The sequence below is a fragment of the Cupriavidus sp. CPT47-8839-RL05A genome, from assembly GCF_058792255.1.
This window is the reverse complement of record NZ_JBYTEG010000004.1, coordinates 263490-277925: the sequence shown is the minus strand read 5'-3', so window position 1 is coordinate 277925 and position 14436 is coordinate 263490. Positions and strand designations below refer to the sequence as shown.

Here is a 14436-nt window from a genome sequence, read left to right as displayed (position 1 = left end):
GTGACTGGGATACAAGGGCGTGCCAATTCCGCACATTCCCGCATGCCAGTCGCCGCAACATGCTGCTGCACACCGACAGGTGACGTTTGCGCCATCGATACTGAGACAGAGCCGTCCTTCCAGCGCCCGCGCGGCCGCCCATGCCGTCAGCGCCGCCTGCTTGCTCGTCCGCTTCCTGAGATGTGACTTCCATGCCAAGACCCATCCACGCTGTCATCCACCAACCCGCCCTGGCCAACAATCTCGACATCATCCGCCGCAAGGCGCCGGAGTCGCGCATCTGGGCGGTGGTCAAGGCCAATGCCTACGGCCACGGCATCCGCCGCGTCTTTGCCGCCCTGCGGGGCGCCGACGGTTTCGGCCTGCTGGACCTGAACGAGGCCGTGCTGCTGCGCGACCTTGGCTGGCAGGGCCCGATCCTGCTGCTGGAGGGCTTCTTCCAGCCGCAGGACGTTGCCGTCATCGAACAATACCGCCTGACCACCGCGATCCATTGCGACGAGCAACTGCGCATGCTGGAAAGCGCACGCGCCAAGGGGCCGCTGGCAATCCAGCTCAAGCTCAATACCGGCATGAACCGGCTCGGCTTCCATCCGGCCGCTTACCGTACCGCCTGGGAGCGCGCACGCGCCATGCCCTGCGTGGGCAGTATCGTCCATATGACGCATTTTTCCGATGCGGATAGTGCCCGAGGCATCGCCCACCAGATCGAGGCCTTCGACGCCGCCACGGCCAACCTGCCGGGCGAGGCCAGCCTGTCGAACTCGGCCGCGGTGCTGTGGCACCCGCAGGCGCACCGCGCCTGGGTGCGCCCGGGCATCATCCTGTACGGCGCCTCGCCGACCGGGCGCGATGCCGATATTGCCGGCACCGGCCTGCAGCCCGCCATGTCGCTGCACAGCGAACTGATCTCGGTGCAGGACCTGCAGCCGGGCGATACCGTCGGCTACGGCTCCTTGTTCACCGCCGAGCGGCCGATGCGCATCGGCGTGGTGGCGTGCGGCTATGCCGACGGCTACCCGCGCCATGCGTCGGGCTGGGGCGAGCAGCGCGCGCCGGTGCTGGTCGATGGCGTGCGCACCGAACTGGTCGGGCGCGTGTCGATGGACATGCTGTGCGTGGACCTGACCCCGTGCCCGAAGGCCAGGGTCGGCAGCCCGGTCACGCTGTGGGGCCAGGGCCTGCCGATCGACGAGGTGGCGCAGGCCAGCGGCACGGTGGGCTATGAGCTGATGTGCGCGCTGGCGCCGCGCGTGCCGACCTCGGTGGCGACGATCACGGCCTCGGACAGCGCCGCGCCTGCCGTGGCCTGATCCGGGGCGCTGGTGCGGGCGCAGGCCCGCGCACTTACCATCTGCCGGCCGGGCCACTTGTGGGCCCGGCTCGTTTTTTCCTGCAAGGACATCCGTTGGCCAAGACCAAGACTGTCTATACGTGTACTGAATGCGGCGGCACCACGCCGCGCTGGGCCGGCCAGTGCCCGCATTGCCAGCAGTGGAACACGCTGGTGGAGACGGTGGCCGAGTCCGCCGCGAACAAGCGCTTCCAGCCGCTGGCCGCCTCGGCCACGGTGCGCAAGCTGTCGGAGATCGATGCCGCCGACGTGCCGCGCTTCTCCAGCGGCATCGATGAATTCGACCGCGTGCTGGGCGGCGGCCTGGTGTCGGGCGGGGTGGTGCTGATCGGCGGCGATCCCGGCATCGGCAAGTCCACGCTGCTGCTGCAGGCCCTGGCCAACCTTGCGGGCCAGCGCCGCGTGCTCTACGTCAGCGGCGAAGAATCCGGTGCGCAGATCGCGCTGCGCGCGCAGCGGCTGGGCGTGGAAAGCCCGTCGCTGGGGCTGCTCGCCGAAATCCAGCTGGAGAAGATCCAGGCCACGCTGGAAGTGGAAAAGCCCGAAGTCGCGGTGATCGACTCGATCCAGACGCTGTACTCAGAGGCGTTGACCTCCGCGCCGGGCTCGGTGGCGCAGGTGCGCGAATGCGCGGCGCAGCTGACGCGCATTGCCAAGAGCAGCGGCATCACCATCATCCTGGTCGGCCATGTGACCAAGGAAGGCAGCCTGGCCGGTCCGCGCGTGCTGGAGCATATCGTCGATACGGTGCTGTATTTCGAGGGCGATACCCATTCGTCGCACCGGCTGATCCGCGCCTTCAAGAACCGCTTCGGCGCGGTCAATGAGCTGGGCGTGTTTGCCATGACCGAGCGCGGCCTGCGCGGCATCAGCAATCCGTCGGCGCTGTTCCTGTCGCAGCACGAAGAGACCGTGCCGGGCTCGTGCGTGCTGGTGACGCAGGAGGGCACGCGTCCGCTGCTGGTGGAGATCCAGGCGCTGGTCGATACCGCCCATGTGCCCAACCCGCGCCGGCTGGCGGTGGGCCTTGAGCAGAACCGGCTGGCGCTGCTGCTGGCCGTGCTGCACCGGCACGCGGGCATTGCCTGCTTTGACCAGGATGTGTTCCTGAACGCGGTGGGCGGGGTCAAGATCACCGAGCCTGCCGCCGACCTCGCGGTGCTGCTGTCGATCCATTCCTCGATGCGCAACAAGCCGCTGCCGCGCGGCCTGGTGGTGTTCGGCGAAGTCGGCCTGGCCGGCGAGATCCGGCCCAGCCCGCGCGGGCAGGAGCGGCTGAAGGAAGCCGCCAAGCTGGGCTTTACGATCGCCGTGATTCCCAAGGCGAACGCGCCCAAACAGAGGATCGACGGGCTCGAAGTGATCGCGGTGGAACGCATCGAGCAGGCCATCGACCGCGTGCGCCATCTGGACTGAGCCATGGACGACGGCATCGCCTTCGAGACCGAACGCCTGCGGCTGCGCCAGTGGCGCGAGGCGGACTATGCGCCGTTTGCCGCGCTCAATGCCGATGCGCAGGTGATGCGCTATTTCCCTGCGCCGCTGGCGCGTGCTGAAAGCGATGCGATGGCCGACCGCTGCCGCAGCCTGATCGCAGCGAAGGGATGGGGCGTCTGGGTGGCGGAGCGCAAGGCGGACGGTGTTTTCCTGGGGTTTGTCGGACTGCACGAACCCACCGCGGCGCTGCCGTTCGCGCCTTGCGTGGAGATCGCCTGGCGCCTGGCGCGGCACGCCTGGGGCAGCGGCTACGCGACCGAGGCGGCACGCGGCGCGCTTGCCTGGGGCTTTGAGCGGCTGGGGCTGGATGAGATCGTGTCCTTCACGACACTCGCCAACGCCCGCTCGCGGGCGGTCATGGAAAGGCTCGGCATGCGTGAGGATGCCGTGGGTTTCGAGCATCCCGCGTTGCCGCAAGGGCACCCCTTGCGGCCCCACTGCCTGTACCGTTTGCCGCGCACGGCGTGGCAGGCAGCCGGCGCATAGCACACCTGCGTCAATCCGCCACAGGGCAGGGGGCTTGCGCTGCGTGTGACGCCAACTGCAGGCGCTGCAAAATAGGTAATAATGCGCAGCAATGCCGCGCCATCAACCGACGGCAGCGCTTACCGGATTACCTGATCACCCACTATGCAAGCCAACTCTCGCGCCTATTTCCTGCTGATCGCCCTCGTTTCCTTCGGCCTGGTCGGCGTTGCGCTCTACCTGCAGTTTGAAAAGGGCTACCAGCCTTGCCCGCTCTGCGTGATGCAGCGCTTTGCCTTTATCGGCATCGGCATCTTCTCGCTGCTGGCCGCGGTGGCGCAGAACACGCGCTCGCTGTGGCAGGGCCTGGGCATGCTGTCCGGCATCGCCGGGATTGCGGTGGCGGTCTACCACGTGTCGCTGCTGCTCAATCCCAAGGCCAGCTGCGGCATCGATCCGCTGGAGAACTGGGTCAACGCGCTGCCGACTGCCAAGGCGCTGCCGCAGGTGTTCTACGCGGATGGCCTGTGCACCGCGCCGCTGCCGCCGGTGCTGGGGCTGTCGGTGCCGGCATGGTCGCTGATCTGGCTGTTTATCCTGACGCTGACGCTGGCGGTGGGGTTGATCCGGCGCGAGAAGAATTTCCGCTGAGTGGTGAACTGATAAGGAAACCGGCGCACCAGGCGCCGGTGTTTGTTTGATGCAACGGATTTTCGAGCAGCGCTGGTTTGCTTTGACGTAGTCGGGTAGTACCTGTTGCGCAGGGCCAGCCACAGTAGCTTGATCGCCGCCGCCACGGCCCGGCACTCCTTCCTGCTGGCGTATTCCAGGCTGTTGCGGATCAGATGCACGATGCAGGACTGCAGCCTCGTTTGGGGGAACACGGCGTTCAGGGCCTGTTCCATGCCCTTGAGGCCGTCTGCCACCGCAGTCAGGATATCCCGGGTGCAGTGGTCCGGCTTGCCACTACTCCGTCTCGCTCTTAGCAAGTTGAGAGCGCCTTCTGAAACTATTCGATATTATTTCCCGGGGCCTGAAGTATGCTTTGTCCATGCAGGCCGCTGCCACCACTTCCCTCGACCAGCTCCGAAGGGAGGGCCTGTGACTGGGCGACGGAAATCCTGGTTTCATTCTTGAAGCATCTACTGATGTGCCGTGCCAACTGTGGAGCCGCATATTTTGCGCCATAGATGAAACGCAGAGCAGGCCCAAAGCTCAGCGCGGCGGCCGGCCCAACCACATATAGGTCGCGTACATTGGTTTCGAAATTGCGCGTCAGACTTGGCGAGCCGTCAATGAGTGAAAGCGAATTCAAGAGTTCCTGGGAAATGAAGGAATGTCTGGCCATGTCAACCTTGAACCCCGTCGCGACAACAACATGATCAGCGCTAATGCAGGACGTTTCGTTCCTGGTCGCGACCTGCAGAACTACCTGACCATTCTTGACTTCGGCCTGCCTGATTTCAGTCTGAGTCAAGATATCAATCTTGCCATCCACGCGATTGCGCAGCCACCAGGCACCCGACGGTCCCCACCCAGTCTCTAGAGTTCTCATGCGGCGCTCAAGATTCATCATGTGGAAGACAATAGGGTACTCGGACACCAAGAAGGAAGACAAAAGAGCGCTCGGAGTATTCGACTGCCAACCGCGTCCTATCCCGACGTGCGATCTCAGTAGCCTTGAGATACCCCCGCGGGAGGTACGCGGTTCATTACTCCAATTCACAGTCGCACCGCGCACGAGTAAGCGAACCCGCGCTCCGATCTCGCTCAACAGTGCTGCGAGCCCGATTGCCGACTGACCTCCGCCCACAACGACGATGTTCTTGTTCTTAGCCCATTCCAGACTCCCGAATTCGCTGGAGTGAACCACGTAAGGTGTCGGCATGCCCTGTAGTGCCGGAGGCATTTGCGAAAATCCCTTCAGACCCAAAGCCATTACCACGCGCCGCGCCGCCAGGGAACTGCCGTCGCCCAGGGCCAGCCGGAAGAATGCATCCTTGCGGTGCATATCGACAACTTCCACTGCGCGAACATGACTGACCAACTGCGACTGAAACCAAAGCCCGTATTCCACGAAGAGCTCGAGCGGCAGGTGCATACCAATCGGTTTATATTCAATACGATTGCGACGGCAATATTCTTCAATCGTATAGCCTTCCCGCGGCGCATAGAGATTCGAGGCAAATCCTTCCGAGCGCAACAGCATGCCTGGAGGCATGAAATTCCTCCAGGCATGCATTGGTTTCCCAAGAATTTGATGAGGCACGCCAGCTGAGGTCAGGTAGGCCGAAACCGATAAGCCATAGGGACCAGCTCCGATGATAACCGTATCCGTCGACGAGATCATTATTGCTCTTCCCCTTAAACTTGCCTGGCTTGCGGAGCCGCGCAGTACGGACCACCGCATGATGCTGCGGTGCAGAAAATCATTCTTGAATCATTTTTCCGGTGCTGTCATGTCTTCGATAAAATCATGCCACTGAAAGTGCGAACCAAATAACCACAGGCATGGCGCGACCATAGTGCGGCGCCTTGAGAGATCAACCGCACTATTGACTTCACGATTGACCATCGGGCGCGCCAATCCAAGCAATTGAACAGTTGCGATCGCCCTATTCAGCGTGTCCAATAGATCAGCGTGGCGTGCTGCACAGCGATTTCCGATTGCTTCTATCGTGCCGTCCAGCCAGATTAAGGCAATCCAGAACCAGGCCGCCGTGTCATCTGTACGGGCGCGCACACTCGCTTTCTTGATTCTCTTTCGGGTGGCCGGACACGGCTTGCGCGCAGGCGCAGGTCGTCAGAGCCATGTATGCCATGGCGGACATAGTCGAATTCCTGGCGATGCAACCGTTCCAGCACCGGTGGCGCGGCGCAACGTGGCCTCGACCACATTTTGGTCCTTCACACGGAGGCTCGGCTTTGGTTAGATAGACGCCGGAGCGGAAATCCATTGTCTGTCAGGGGATGGCCATGAATGCCGCTGCGGGACGAACTGGGCGGATCGATCATGAAGCGTTTGTTCGACATAGTTTTCGCCTCCATGGCATTGCTCGTGCTGGCCATTCCGTTGCTGATCCTGGCTGGCGCAGTGCGATGGAAGCTGGGCAGTCCGGTGCTGTTTCGTGCAACACGTGCAGGCCTGGGTGCCAGGCCATTCGAAGTCGTGAAGTTCCGAACCATGACGGAAGAGCGAGGCCCTGATGACGAGCTCTTGCCGGATGATGACAGGCTCACGCCGTTCGGCAATTTTCTGCGCCGCTCCAGTCTCGATGAGCTGCCTCAGTTCTGGTGCGTTCTGGTGGGCGACATGAGTGTCATTGGTCCACGGCCTTTGCCGATGAAGTACCTGCCGTTCTACTCACCGGACCAGGCACGTCGTCATCTGGTCCGTCCCGGCATTTCCGGCTGGGCGCAGGTGAACGGGCGGAACTCTCTGAGCTGGGAAGATAAGTTTCACTTCGACACCTGGTATGTGGACCACTGCTCTTTCTGGCTGGATCTGAAGATCCTCTGGCTCACGGTGGGCACTGTCATGGACCGCCAGGGCATCAACGCCGCGGGGGATCTGACCGTGCCTTCATTTACAGGCAGCCCAGGCACCCAGTACGTCGCCAGCGAGTCCGAGGCCGCGCAGAAAGAAGAAGTTCCGATTCGCACGGCATGACGAGTGTTCATGCTGAATACCGCATGTTCTCCTTGTGACCATGCTTCTCTCGCGAAGAGATCGATGCCGTATCGTGGCAGTTCAGCTCGAACAAGACAAACTACCGGACCAGGAGGGGACGGCCGTTGGTGAGAGGCTGTGCCGGTGGGTGCTCAAAGGCGTGTTGCCACTACGTGAATTGGCGCACGTATCGTGCTTCTTTCCTGCCGGTGATTCTGATTAGATGGTACGTGGTACGGTTGGGCGCAGGACAATGGCCGCAGTTCTGGCGGGACGGCTTCGCGCGATCGGTGAACCCAGGTTCAAGGACTGCAAGGAAGAAAGTGCCGGCGCTCCAGCCGCAGGGCCGAAATCCGGTCCGACGAAAGCATCGAAAGACCTGTGAGGCTATGGCAGGGTCATTTTGATTGGAATGACATTGGGGTGAAGATGAACGTTCTTTTGACCTGCATAGGTAGACGGCGCTATCTGGTGGAGTATTTCAAGTCGGAGCTAAGCGGGACCGGCATGGTGCTTGGGGTGGACATGCAACGCGGCGCGCCGGCCGCGAGCGCATGCGACATGTTCTTGGTAGGCCCCGACGTCTTAGCGGATAACTACATCGACTTCCTGATCGATGTATGCAGGGTGCATCGGGTCTCGGCCCTCCTGTCGCTGAATGACTTGGAGCTCCCGCTCATTGCAGAGCACGCTCAACGGTTTCGGGAAATCGGAACGATACCGGTCATCTCGTCGGCAGGGGTCATTAACCTTTGCGCGGACAAGTTCCTGACTGCGCAGTTCGCCGAATCAATCGGGCTGTGCACGCCGCGCAGCTATGCGACCCTCGAAAGCGCAGAGCATGCCATTGCGACGGGCTCGGTAGCCTTCCCTCTGATTGTCAAGCCCCGCTGGGGCAGCGCAAGTTTTGGCATCTTCGTGGTCGAGGACCTGAACGAGCTTCGCTTCGCCCGTGCGTACTGCCAGCGGATCCTGCTGAAATCGATTTTCGCAAAGATGGGACAGCCAGGGATGGAGGTGCTGATCCAGGAAGTGATCTCGGGCCAGGAGTACGGGCTCGATATCTTCAACGATCTTGAGGCGAGGCCGATCGGGTTTGCGGTCCGCAAGAAGCTGTCGATGCGGGCGGGGGAGACGGACCGGGCGATCACTGTCGAAAGCGCGCCATTCAACGACCTGGCCACGCGAATCAGTCGCGAATTGCGGCACATCGGCAATGTCGACTGCGATGTGATCGAGCGCGACGGGCGTCAGTACCTGCTGGAGATGAATCCAAGATTCGGAGGAGGCTATCCCTTTACCCATATAGCGGGAGCCAACCTGGTGCGGATACTGCTGAATTGCGTGCGCGGCGGGCAGCAAGGGCAGGAAGTCCGCTATCAGGCCGGTATCGAACTGGCCAAGTGCGACTACCCGGTCGGCGTGGGAGCATGGGTTGAGGAGGGATAAAGGCAGGCGATAACGAGCAATGCAACAGGACGGAGCAGCCACACTCGTCCGAGATGGATCTTGAACCAGACTGTCGGCAAATCGCGGCGATTTCCGTGAGCGGTTGCGCGCTCATTTCCATGGCGCGCCGGGTCAATTCGGCAGCGCTGCTCGGTGTGAGCACAGCGAGGCAGATGCCCGGGAGCCGCCAGGCGACAGGTGCCGGCCAAATGCGTCCCCTCGTGAAGAGCGTCATCGGTCAGATGCTTGCCGACGCGCCATACACTGGACCTTTTTGACATTCCGATGTGCGAAACCAGACATTGTGCGGTTTGCACACCCGATAGATTGAGGGCTCGCGACCCGCCCGCCCCGGGCCGTCCACATTTCGCCACTCTTTGCAGGAGGCATATTGTGAACACTTCAAGCATACCGACCAAGCCTTTGCGCACTGTGTTGATGCAACGGCTGAAACAACGGCTCAAGCCGTACACGCCAGCCTGGTTGCTGAAATACCACCACGACCGGACCATCCGCAAAGACCGCGCCCTGTATCAGGGAAAGGCGCTTCGCGAGGTGTTTTCCCATGTCTACGAAACCGGGGGGTGGGGCGTGGCGAAGGACCACTCCGGGTTCTACAGCGGGAGCAGTTCTCATGATCCGGCGATCGTCGACACCTATGTCGAAGCCGTAACGGCCTACCTCGGCTCGTTGCCATACCGGCCAGACGTGGTTGACCTCGGTTGCGGCGATTTCAATGTCGGCAGCCGTATCCGGCCGGCTTGCGCACGCTACATTGCTTGCGACGTGGTCGAGGCAGTCATCCAGTCGAACCGCACCAGGTTCTCCAGTCTTGATGTGGACTTCCGGTGCCTCGACATCACAAGCGAGCCCTGGCCGAGAGGTGACGTCGTTTTCCTGCGCCAGGTGCTCGATCATCTGGACAACGCACGCATTGCCGGCGTGCTTGCCAGCCTGACGCCATACAAGAGCCTGATTCTGACTGAGTACTTGCCTCTGGCACCCGATTTCCCGCCAAATCTCGACAAGCCGATCGGTCCTGGTCTCCGGATTTGGGGGGCTATACCAAGCGGGATCGTGGTGACGGAGCCGCCGTTCGAGCTGAAAGCCTTGTCGACGCGGATACTCTGCGAGGTGCAGGACAACGTAGGCGTCATTCGTACCATCGCGTACGAACTGCCTCGGCAAACCTAACTGAACCTCTGCCAAGATGTAACGTGCCGTCCTTGACGGTGGCAAGGGATTTTGACGTAGGAGACCAGGGCCGGTTCGAGGGCCGGCAGCTCGGCAGCGACGGCCCAGGCGGCAGTTCGGGTCCGGTTAATTGGATGATCGGCGATGCGGCCCAGCACTTGGCGCGGGTAGTCTCGGTGCTGAGGCCGCTGAGCTGGCTGTGCCGATGAGCGTGTACCCACTGCGCCCGAAAAGAGGCGGTCACTGTTACGATACCTGGAGGTGGGATCGGCTCGGTAAAGTTTCAGGTCCTGCCAGTTGCGAATCCGCGGCATCAGCTTGATGCCAAGCAGGTAGGTAAAGGCGAAAACGGCGGCCGACTGCGCCTGGGTGTCGGCATGCACGGTGCCGGCCTCCACGCTCAAGCCTGTCTTGAGCGGGCCCTCGATGAGGTAGGCCTCCCACACGCCGACGCCGGGCGATGTAGTTGTCGGCAACATGGCGGTAGGCCACCGCTCCCATCTTGCGGTGGCGCAAGTGGTAACCCGCCGGCAGAGAATAATGTTGGCCAGAACGTCCATGGCCGTTCCCGTGACAAGCAGCGCCAAACTCCTGCCCCCCCAGACCGCGAGGCATCGCGCATCAGTGCTATCGTCCCCTCACGCAATCTGCTCGATCTGCTCCTGCAACTCCAGCCACTTCTCCTCCAGCGTCTCCAGCTCGCCATTGACCTCACCCTGGCGCTTGAGCATCTCCATCAACTTCGTCTTGTTGGCTTCGGCATAGCTGCTTTCATCGGCCATGAACTGGTCGATCTCCTCCTTGGCGGTCTGCAGTACCGCCATGCGCTTTTCCACCTTTTCCAGTTCCTTCGTCAACGGCTTGCGCAGTGCTGACAACCGCTGGCGCTCGTCGGCCTCGGCGCGGCGCTGGTCCTTGCGGTTGACCGCCGACGCGGCATCGCCGGCGTTCTCTGCCAGGTGCGCGGCAGTGGCGGCATTGCGCTTGGCCGCGGCCTGTTGCAGCAGCCAGTCGCGGTAGTCGTCCAGGTCGCCGTCGAACGGCTTGATGGTGCCGTCGGCCACCAGCATGAACTGGTCGGCGGTCGCGCGCAGCAGATGCCGGTCGTGCGACACCAGGATCAGCGTGCCTTCGAACTGTGCCAGCGCCATGGTCAGCGCCTCGCGGGTGTCGAGGTCCAGGTGGTTGGTCGGTTCGTCGAGCAGCAGCAGGTTGGGCTTCTGCCAGACGATCAGCGCCAGCGCCAGCCGCGCTTTCTCGCCGCCTGAGAACGGTTCGATCGGCGAAGTGGCCATGTCGCCGCGGAAGTTGAAGCTGCCGAGGAAGTCGCGCAGTTCCTGCTCGCGGGTATCGGGTGCCAGCCGCGCCAGGTGCTGCAGCGGCGAGTCGTGGTCGCGCAGCGTCTCCAGCTGGTGCTGGGCGAAGTAGCCGATCTGCAGGCCCTTGCCCAGGCGCAGGTTGCCCTTGAGCGGATCCTGCGTGCCCGCCAGCGTCTTGACCAGCGTCGACTTGCCCTGGCCGTTGGCGCCGAGCAGGCCGATGCGCTGGCCGTTCTGGATCGACAGCGCCAGGTTGTGCAGGATGGTGACGGGCGGCTCGGCCTCGGCATAGCCGCAGTCGACACCGTCGAGCACCATCATCGGGTTGGGCGCGGCGTCGGGTTCGCGGAACTCGAAGGCGAAGCCGGCGGCCACGTGCACCGGCGCCAGCCGCTCCATCTTTTCCAGCGCCTTGACGCGGCTCTGCGCCTGGCGCGCCTTGGTCGCCTTGGCCTTGAAGCGCGTGATGAACGATTCCAGGTGCGCGATTTCCTTCTGCTGGCGCACGTAGGCGGATTGCTGCTGTGCCATCTGCTGCAGGCGCAGGGTCTCGAACAGCGTGTAGTTGCCGCCGTAGCGGCGCAGTTGCTGGTTCTCGATATGCACGGTGACGTTGCAGATCGCATCGAGGAATTCGCGGTCGTGCGAAATCATCACCAGCGTGCCGGGATAGCGCGCCAGCCAGTCTTCCAGCCAGACGATGGCGTCCAGGTCCAGGTGGTTGGTCGGTTCGTCAAGCAGCAGCAGGTCGGACGGGCACATCAGCGCTTGCGCCAGGTTCAGGCGCATGCGCCAGCCGCCGGAGAACGAGGCCACCGGCTGCGACACCTGCGCCAGCGTGAAACCCAGGCCCAGTAGCAGGGCCTCGGCGCGCGCCGGGGCGGTGTAGCCGTCGGCGTCGGCAAAGGCGGCGTGGGCTTCGCCCTCGGCACTCCCGTCGCCGCTGGCCTGTGCGGCGGCGATGGCGGCTTCGATCTCGCGCAGGCGGGTGTCGCCATCGATCACGTAATCCACGGCGGTGCGGCTGACCGCAGGCGTTTCCTGCGCCACGTGCGCGACGCGCCACTGCGCCGGCACGATGACGTCGCCCCCGTCCGGATGCAGCTCGCCGCGCAGCAGCGCGAACAGCGTCGACTTGCCGCTGCCGTTGGCGCCGACGAGGCCCACGCGCTCGCCCGGGTTGAGCGTCACGCTGGTGTGGTCGAACAGCACCTTGGTGCCGCGCTGGAGGACTAGCTGGTCGATTCGGATCACGGGAGGGGGAAATGCCTGAGTGAAAAACAGAAAAAGCGCGCAGAAAGCGGGCAACCGCCGGGCCTGGTGCGCTGGCCGGCATTGTAGCGTTTCCGGTGCGCCGCACGCCTTGACGGTGCAAAACAGCTCGGCAACGTGCACCGCCAATGTGCCTTCGTGCCGCGGCGATTCAGGGATTACCCTTGGTCTCGCAAAACTCTATTTTCTTGTTCGTGCGTTGCGTGTAAATTCATTTTCACGAAAACGGCGTGCACCAGACGACGTCCAGACCAACCGCTTCCACCATGCAAAAAGGCCACTCGATCTCAGACCGCATTGCGCGCAGCCTGCCGACGCTGACGCCGGCGCACCGCCGCATGGCGGAATACGTGTTGGCCAATCTGTTCCGCGCGGCGACCATGCGCATCGACGAATTTGCCGCGGCGGTGGAGGTGTCGGTGGCCACGGCCAACCGCTTTGCGCGGGCGCTGGGGTTCGACGGCTATCCGCAGTTCCGGGCCGAGCTGGTGCGCGGCTTCGAGGCCACGCTGGCTCCGGTGGAGCGGTTGCGCAGCGAGCTGGAGCGGCCAGCGACCGCGGCCGAAGTCTTTGCCGCCTCGCTCGAAGATGCCGCGGCCAACGCCGAAGCCACGCGGCGCGGCATCGACCCGGAGGCCTGCGAGCGCGCGGTCTCGGCGATCCTGGCGGCGCAGCGTGTCTACGTGGCCGGCTTCGGTGCCAGCGGTTTCCTGGCTGGCCTGCTGCAGCACGGGCTGGAAATGCACTGCCGCATGGTGACCTCGGTGGCGGGCGCCGGCGGCGCCTCGCATGCGGCGCGGCAGCTGTTCAAGCAGCAGCCGAGCGACCTGCTGATCGTGATTGCCTTCCCGCGCTACGTCACGGACACCATCGAACTGGCCGAGCGGGCCAAGTCGCGCGGCGGCCAGGTGCTGGCGCTGACCGACGGGCCGACCTCGCCGCTGGCGCCGCTCGCTGATATCGCGCTTTACGCGCAGGCCGGCAACCGGCTCTCGGCCAACTCCGATGCCACCGTGCTGGCGCTGATCGAGGCGCTGTGCGGCGCGGTGGCGCACCGGGCCGAGCGCCCGGTCAAGGCCGCCGCCGAAATGACCGAATTCCTGCTGCCGTGGCTGTACGGCGCGCCGGCCGCGGAGTCCGCCGGCCGTGCCGCGCCCGGCACCGCGCAGCCCACCGAACCCACGGCCGGCGCCAAGCGCGGCCGATCCTCCAACACCCGCAAGTCCTGAGCATTCACATGCAACCAGCAGTCATTGCCATCCACGGCGGCGCCGGCACCATCACCCGCGCGGCGATGGACGCCGCCCGCGAACGCGAATACATCGAAGCGCTGCAACACGTGCTGCAAGCCGGCCAGCGCATCCTGGCCGAGGGCGGCAGCGCGCTCGATGCGGTCACCGAGGCCGTGCGCCTGCTGGAAGAATGCCCGCTGTTCAACGCCGGCAAGGGTGCCGTGCTGACCCATGCCGGCACCTATGAGCTCGATGCCGCGGTGATGGACGGCGCCACGCTGGAAGCCGGCGCCGTGGCCTGCGTCACGCGCCTGCGCAACCCGGTGCTGGCCGCGCGCGCGGTGCTGGACCACAGCGAACACGTGCTCTTTGCCGGCGCCGGCGCCGAGGCCTTTGCGCAGGCGCAGGGGCTGGAACTGGTGGGCCCGGACTACTACTTCACGCAGGCCCGCCATGACCAGTGGCAGCGTGCGCTTGGCAACGCCGGCATGGCGCTGCTGGACCACGATGCCGCTGCGCTGGTGGCGCAAGGCAAGCCGCTGGCGCGCGACCCGATCGATCCGGACAGCAAGTTCGGCACTGTCGGCGCGGTGGCCTGCGACGGCCGCGGCAACCTGGCTGCGGCCACCTCCACCGGCGGCGTGACCAACAAGCAGGTGGGGCGCGTGGGCGATACCCCGGTGATCGGCGCGGGCTGCTATGCGGACGACGTGGCGGCCGTGTCTGCCACCGGCACCGGCGAGATGTTTATCCGCACCGTGGCCGCGCACGACGTGGCCGCGCAGATGCGCTATGCGGGCCTGTCGCTCGAGGAATCGGCGCGGCGCGTGGTGATGGAGAAGCTGCCGGCCATCAACGGCCGCGGCGGCCTGATCGCGGTGGACCGCGCCGGCAACGTCACGCTGCCTTTCAACACCGAAGGCATGTACCGCGGTTTCGCCCGGGTGGGCGAGGCCGTGAACGTGTCGATCTACGGCTGAGCGC

Annotated in this window: 12 protein-coding genes and 2 pseudogenes; 9 read left to right on the top strand and 5 right to left on the bottom strand. The window is 64.1% G+C overall.

Features of this window, described 5'->3' with window-relative positions:
- The first annotated feature begins 191 nt into the window (after window positions 1–191).
- The 4 genes from alr to AC3WVS_RS06510 all read left to right on the top strand — a co-directional run bounded on the left by alr (window position 192) and on the right by AC3WVS_RS06510 (window position 3967).
- Window positions 192–1313: an alanine racemase gene (gene alr, locus AC3WVS_RS06525; protein ID WP_492317880.1), complete on the top strand. Its 1122-nt coding sequence runs from the start codon at window positions 192–194 to the stop codon at window positions 1311–1313.
- Between the two features lie 95 nt (window positions 1314–1408).
- Window positions 1409–2770, top strand: coding sequence for a DNA repair protein RadA (gene radA / locus AC3WVS_RS06520; RefSeq protein WP_492317879.1), 1362 nt, complete (start codon window positions 1409–1411; stop codon window positions 2768–2770).
- A gap of 3 nt (window positions 2771–2773) precedes the next feature.
- Window positions 2774–3337 (top strand): GNAT family N-acetyltransferase, encoded by a 564-nt coding sequence (locus tag AC3WVS_RS06515; RefSeq protein ID WP_492317878.1) that lies wholly within the window; start codon window positions 2774–2776, stop codon window positions 3335–3337.
- A gap of 144 nt (window positions 3338–3481) precedes the next feature.
- Window positions 3482–3967: a disulfide bond formation protein B gene (locus AC3WVS_RS06510; RefSeq protein ID WP_010810635.1), complete on the top strand. Its 486-nt coding sequence runs from the start codon at window positions 3482–3484 to the stop codon at window positions 3965–3967.
- A gap of 113 nt (window positions 3968–4080) precedes the next feature.
- On the opposite strand, the pseudogene AC3WVS_RS06505 reads toward AC3WVS_RS06510, so the two are convergent.
- The 3 genes and pseudogenes from AC3WVS_RS06505 to AC3WVS_RS06495 all read right to left on the bottom strand — a co-directional run.
- Window positions 4081–4257, bottom strand: a pseudogene (locus AC3WVS_RS06505) (transposase); the annotation flags it as partial.
- A gap of 68 nt (window positions 4258–4325) precedes the next feature.
- A complete protein-coding gene (locus tag AC3WVS_RS06500; protein ID WP_492317877.1) occupies window positions 4326–5666 on the bottom strand; it encodes an NAD(P)-binding domain-containing protein in 1341 nt (446 codons plus the stop codon).
- A gap of 90 nt (window positions 5667–5756) precedes the next feature.
- Window positions 5757–6059: a hypothetical protein gene (locus AC3WVS_RS06495; RefSeq protein WP_492317876.1), complete on the bottom strand. Its 303-nt coding sequence runs from the start codon at window positions 6057–6059 to the stop codon at window positions 5757–5759.
- Between the two features lie 270 nt (window positions 6060–6329).
- On the opposite strand from AC3WVS_RS06495, the gene AC3WVS_RS06490 reads away from it, so the two are divergent.
- The 3 genes from AC3WVS_RS06490 to AC3WVS_RS06480 all read left to right on the top strand — a co-directional run bounded on the left by AC3WVS_RS06490 (window position 6330) and on the right by AC3WVS_RS06480 (window position 9629).
- Window positions 6330–6986, top strand: a complete 657-nt coding sequence (locus tag AC3WVS_RS06490) for a sugar transferase (RefSeq protein WP_492317875.1) — start codon at window positions 6330–6332, stop codon at window positions 6984–6986.
- Window positions 6987–7415: 429 nt separating this feature from the next.
- Window positions 7416–8435: an ATP-grasp domain-containing protein gene (locus AC3WVS_RS06485; RefSeq protein ID WP_492317947.1), complete on the top strand. Its 1020-nt coding sequence runs from the start codon at window positions 7416–7418 to the stop codon at window positions 8433–8435.
- Between the two features lie 393 nt (window positions 8436–8828).
- Window positions 8829–9629 (top strand): class I SAM-dependent methyltransferase, encoded by an 801-nt coding sequence (locus AC3WVS_RS06480; RefSeq protein ID WP_492317874.1) that lies wholly within the window; start codon window positions 8829–8831, stop codon window positions 9627–9629.
- 227 nt (window positions 9630–9856) lie between these two features.
- Here the strand turns inward: AC3WVS_RS06480 and AC3WVS_RS06475 are convergent.
- Together AC3WVS_RS06475 and AC3WVS_RS06470 are read right to left on the bottom strand one after the other, a co-directional pair.
- Window positions 9857–10166, bottom strand: a pseudogene (locus tag AC3WVS_RS06475) (Tn3 family transposase); the annotation flags it as partial.
- 101 nt (window positions 10167–10267) lie between these two features.
- The gene (locus tag AC3WVS_RS06470) at window positions 10268–12202 is read right to left on the bottom strand and encodes an ATP-binding cassette domain-containing protein (protein WP_492317873.1); all 1935 of its coding nucleotides are present in this window, start codon (window positions 12200–12202) and stop codon (window positions 10268–10270) included.
- Between the two features lie 284 nt (window positions 12203–12486).
- On the opposite strand from AC3WVS_RS06470, the gene AC3WVS_RS06465 reads away from it, so the two are divergent.
- Complete coding sequence (locus AC3WVS_RS06465; RefSeq protein WP_492317872.1) at window positions 12487–13449, top strand: MurR/RpiR family transcriptional regulator; 963 nt, start codon at window positions 12487–12489, stop codon at window positions 13447–13449.
- Between the two features lie 8 nt (window positions 13450–13457).
- A complete protein-coding gene (locus tag AC3WVS_RS06460; protein WP_492317871.1) occupies window positions 13458–14432 on the top strand; it encodes an isoaspartyl peptidase/L-asparaginase family protein in 975 nt (324 codons plus the stop codon).
- The last annotated feature ends 4 nt before the right edge of the window (window positions 14433–14436 follow it).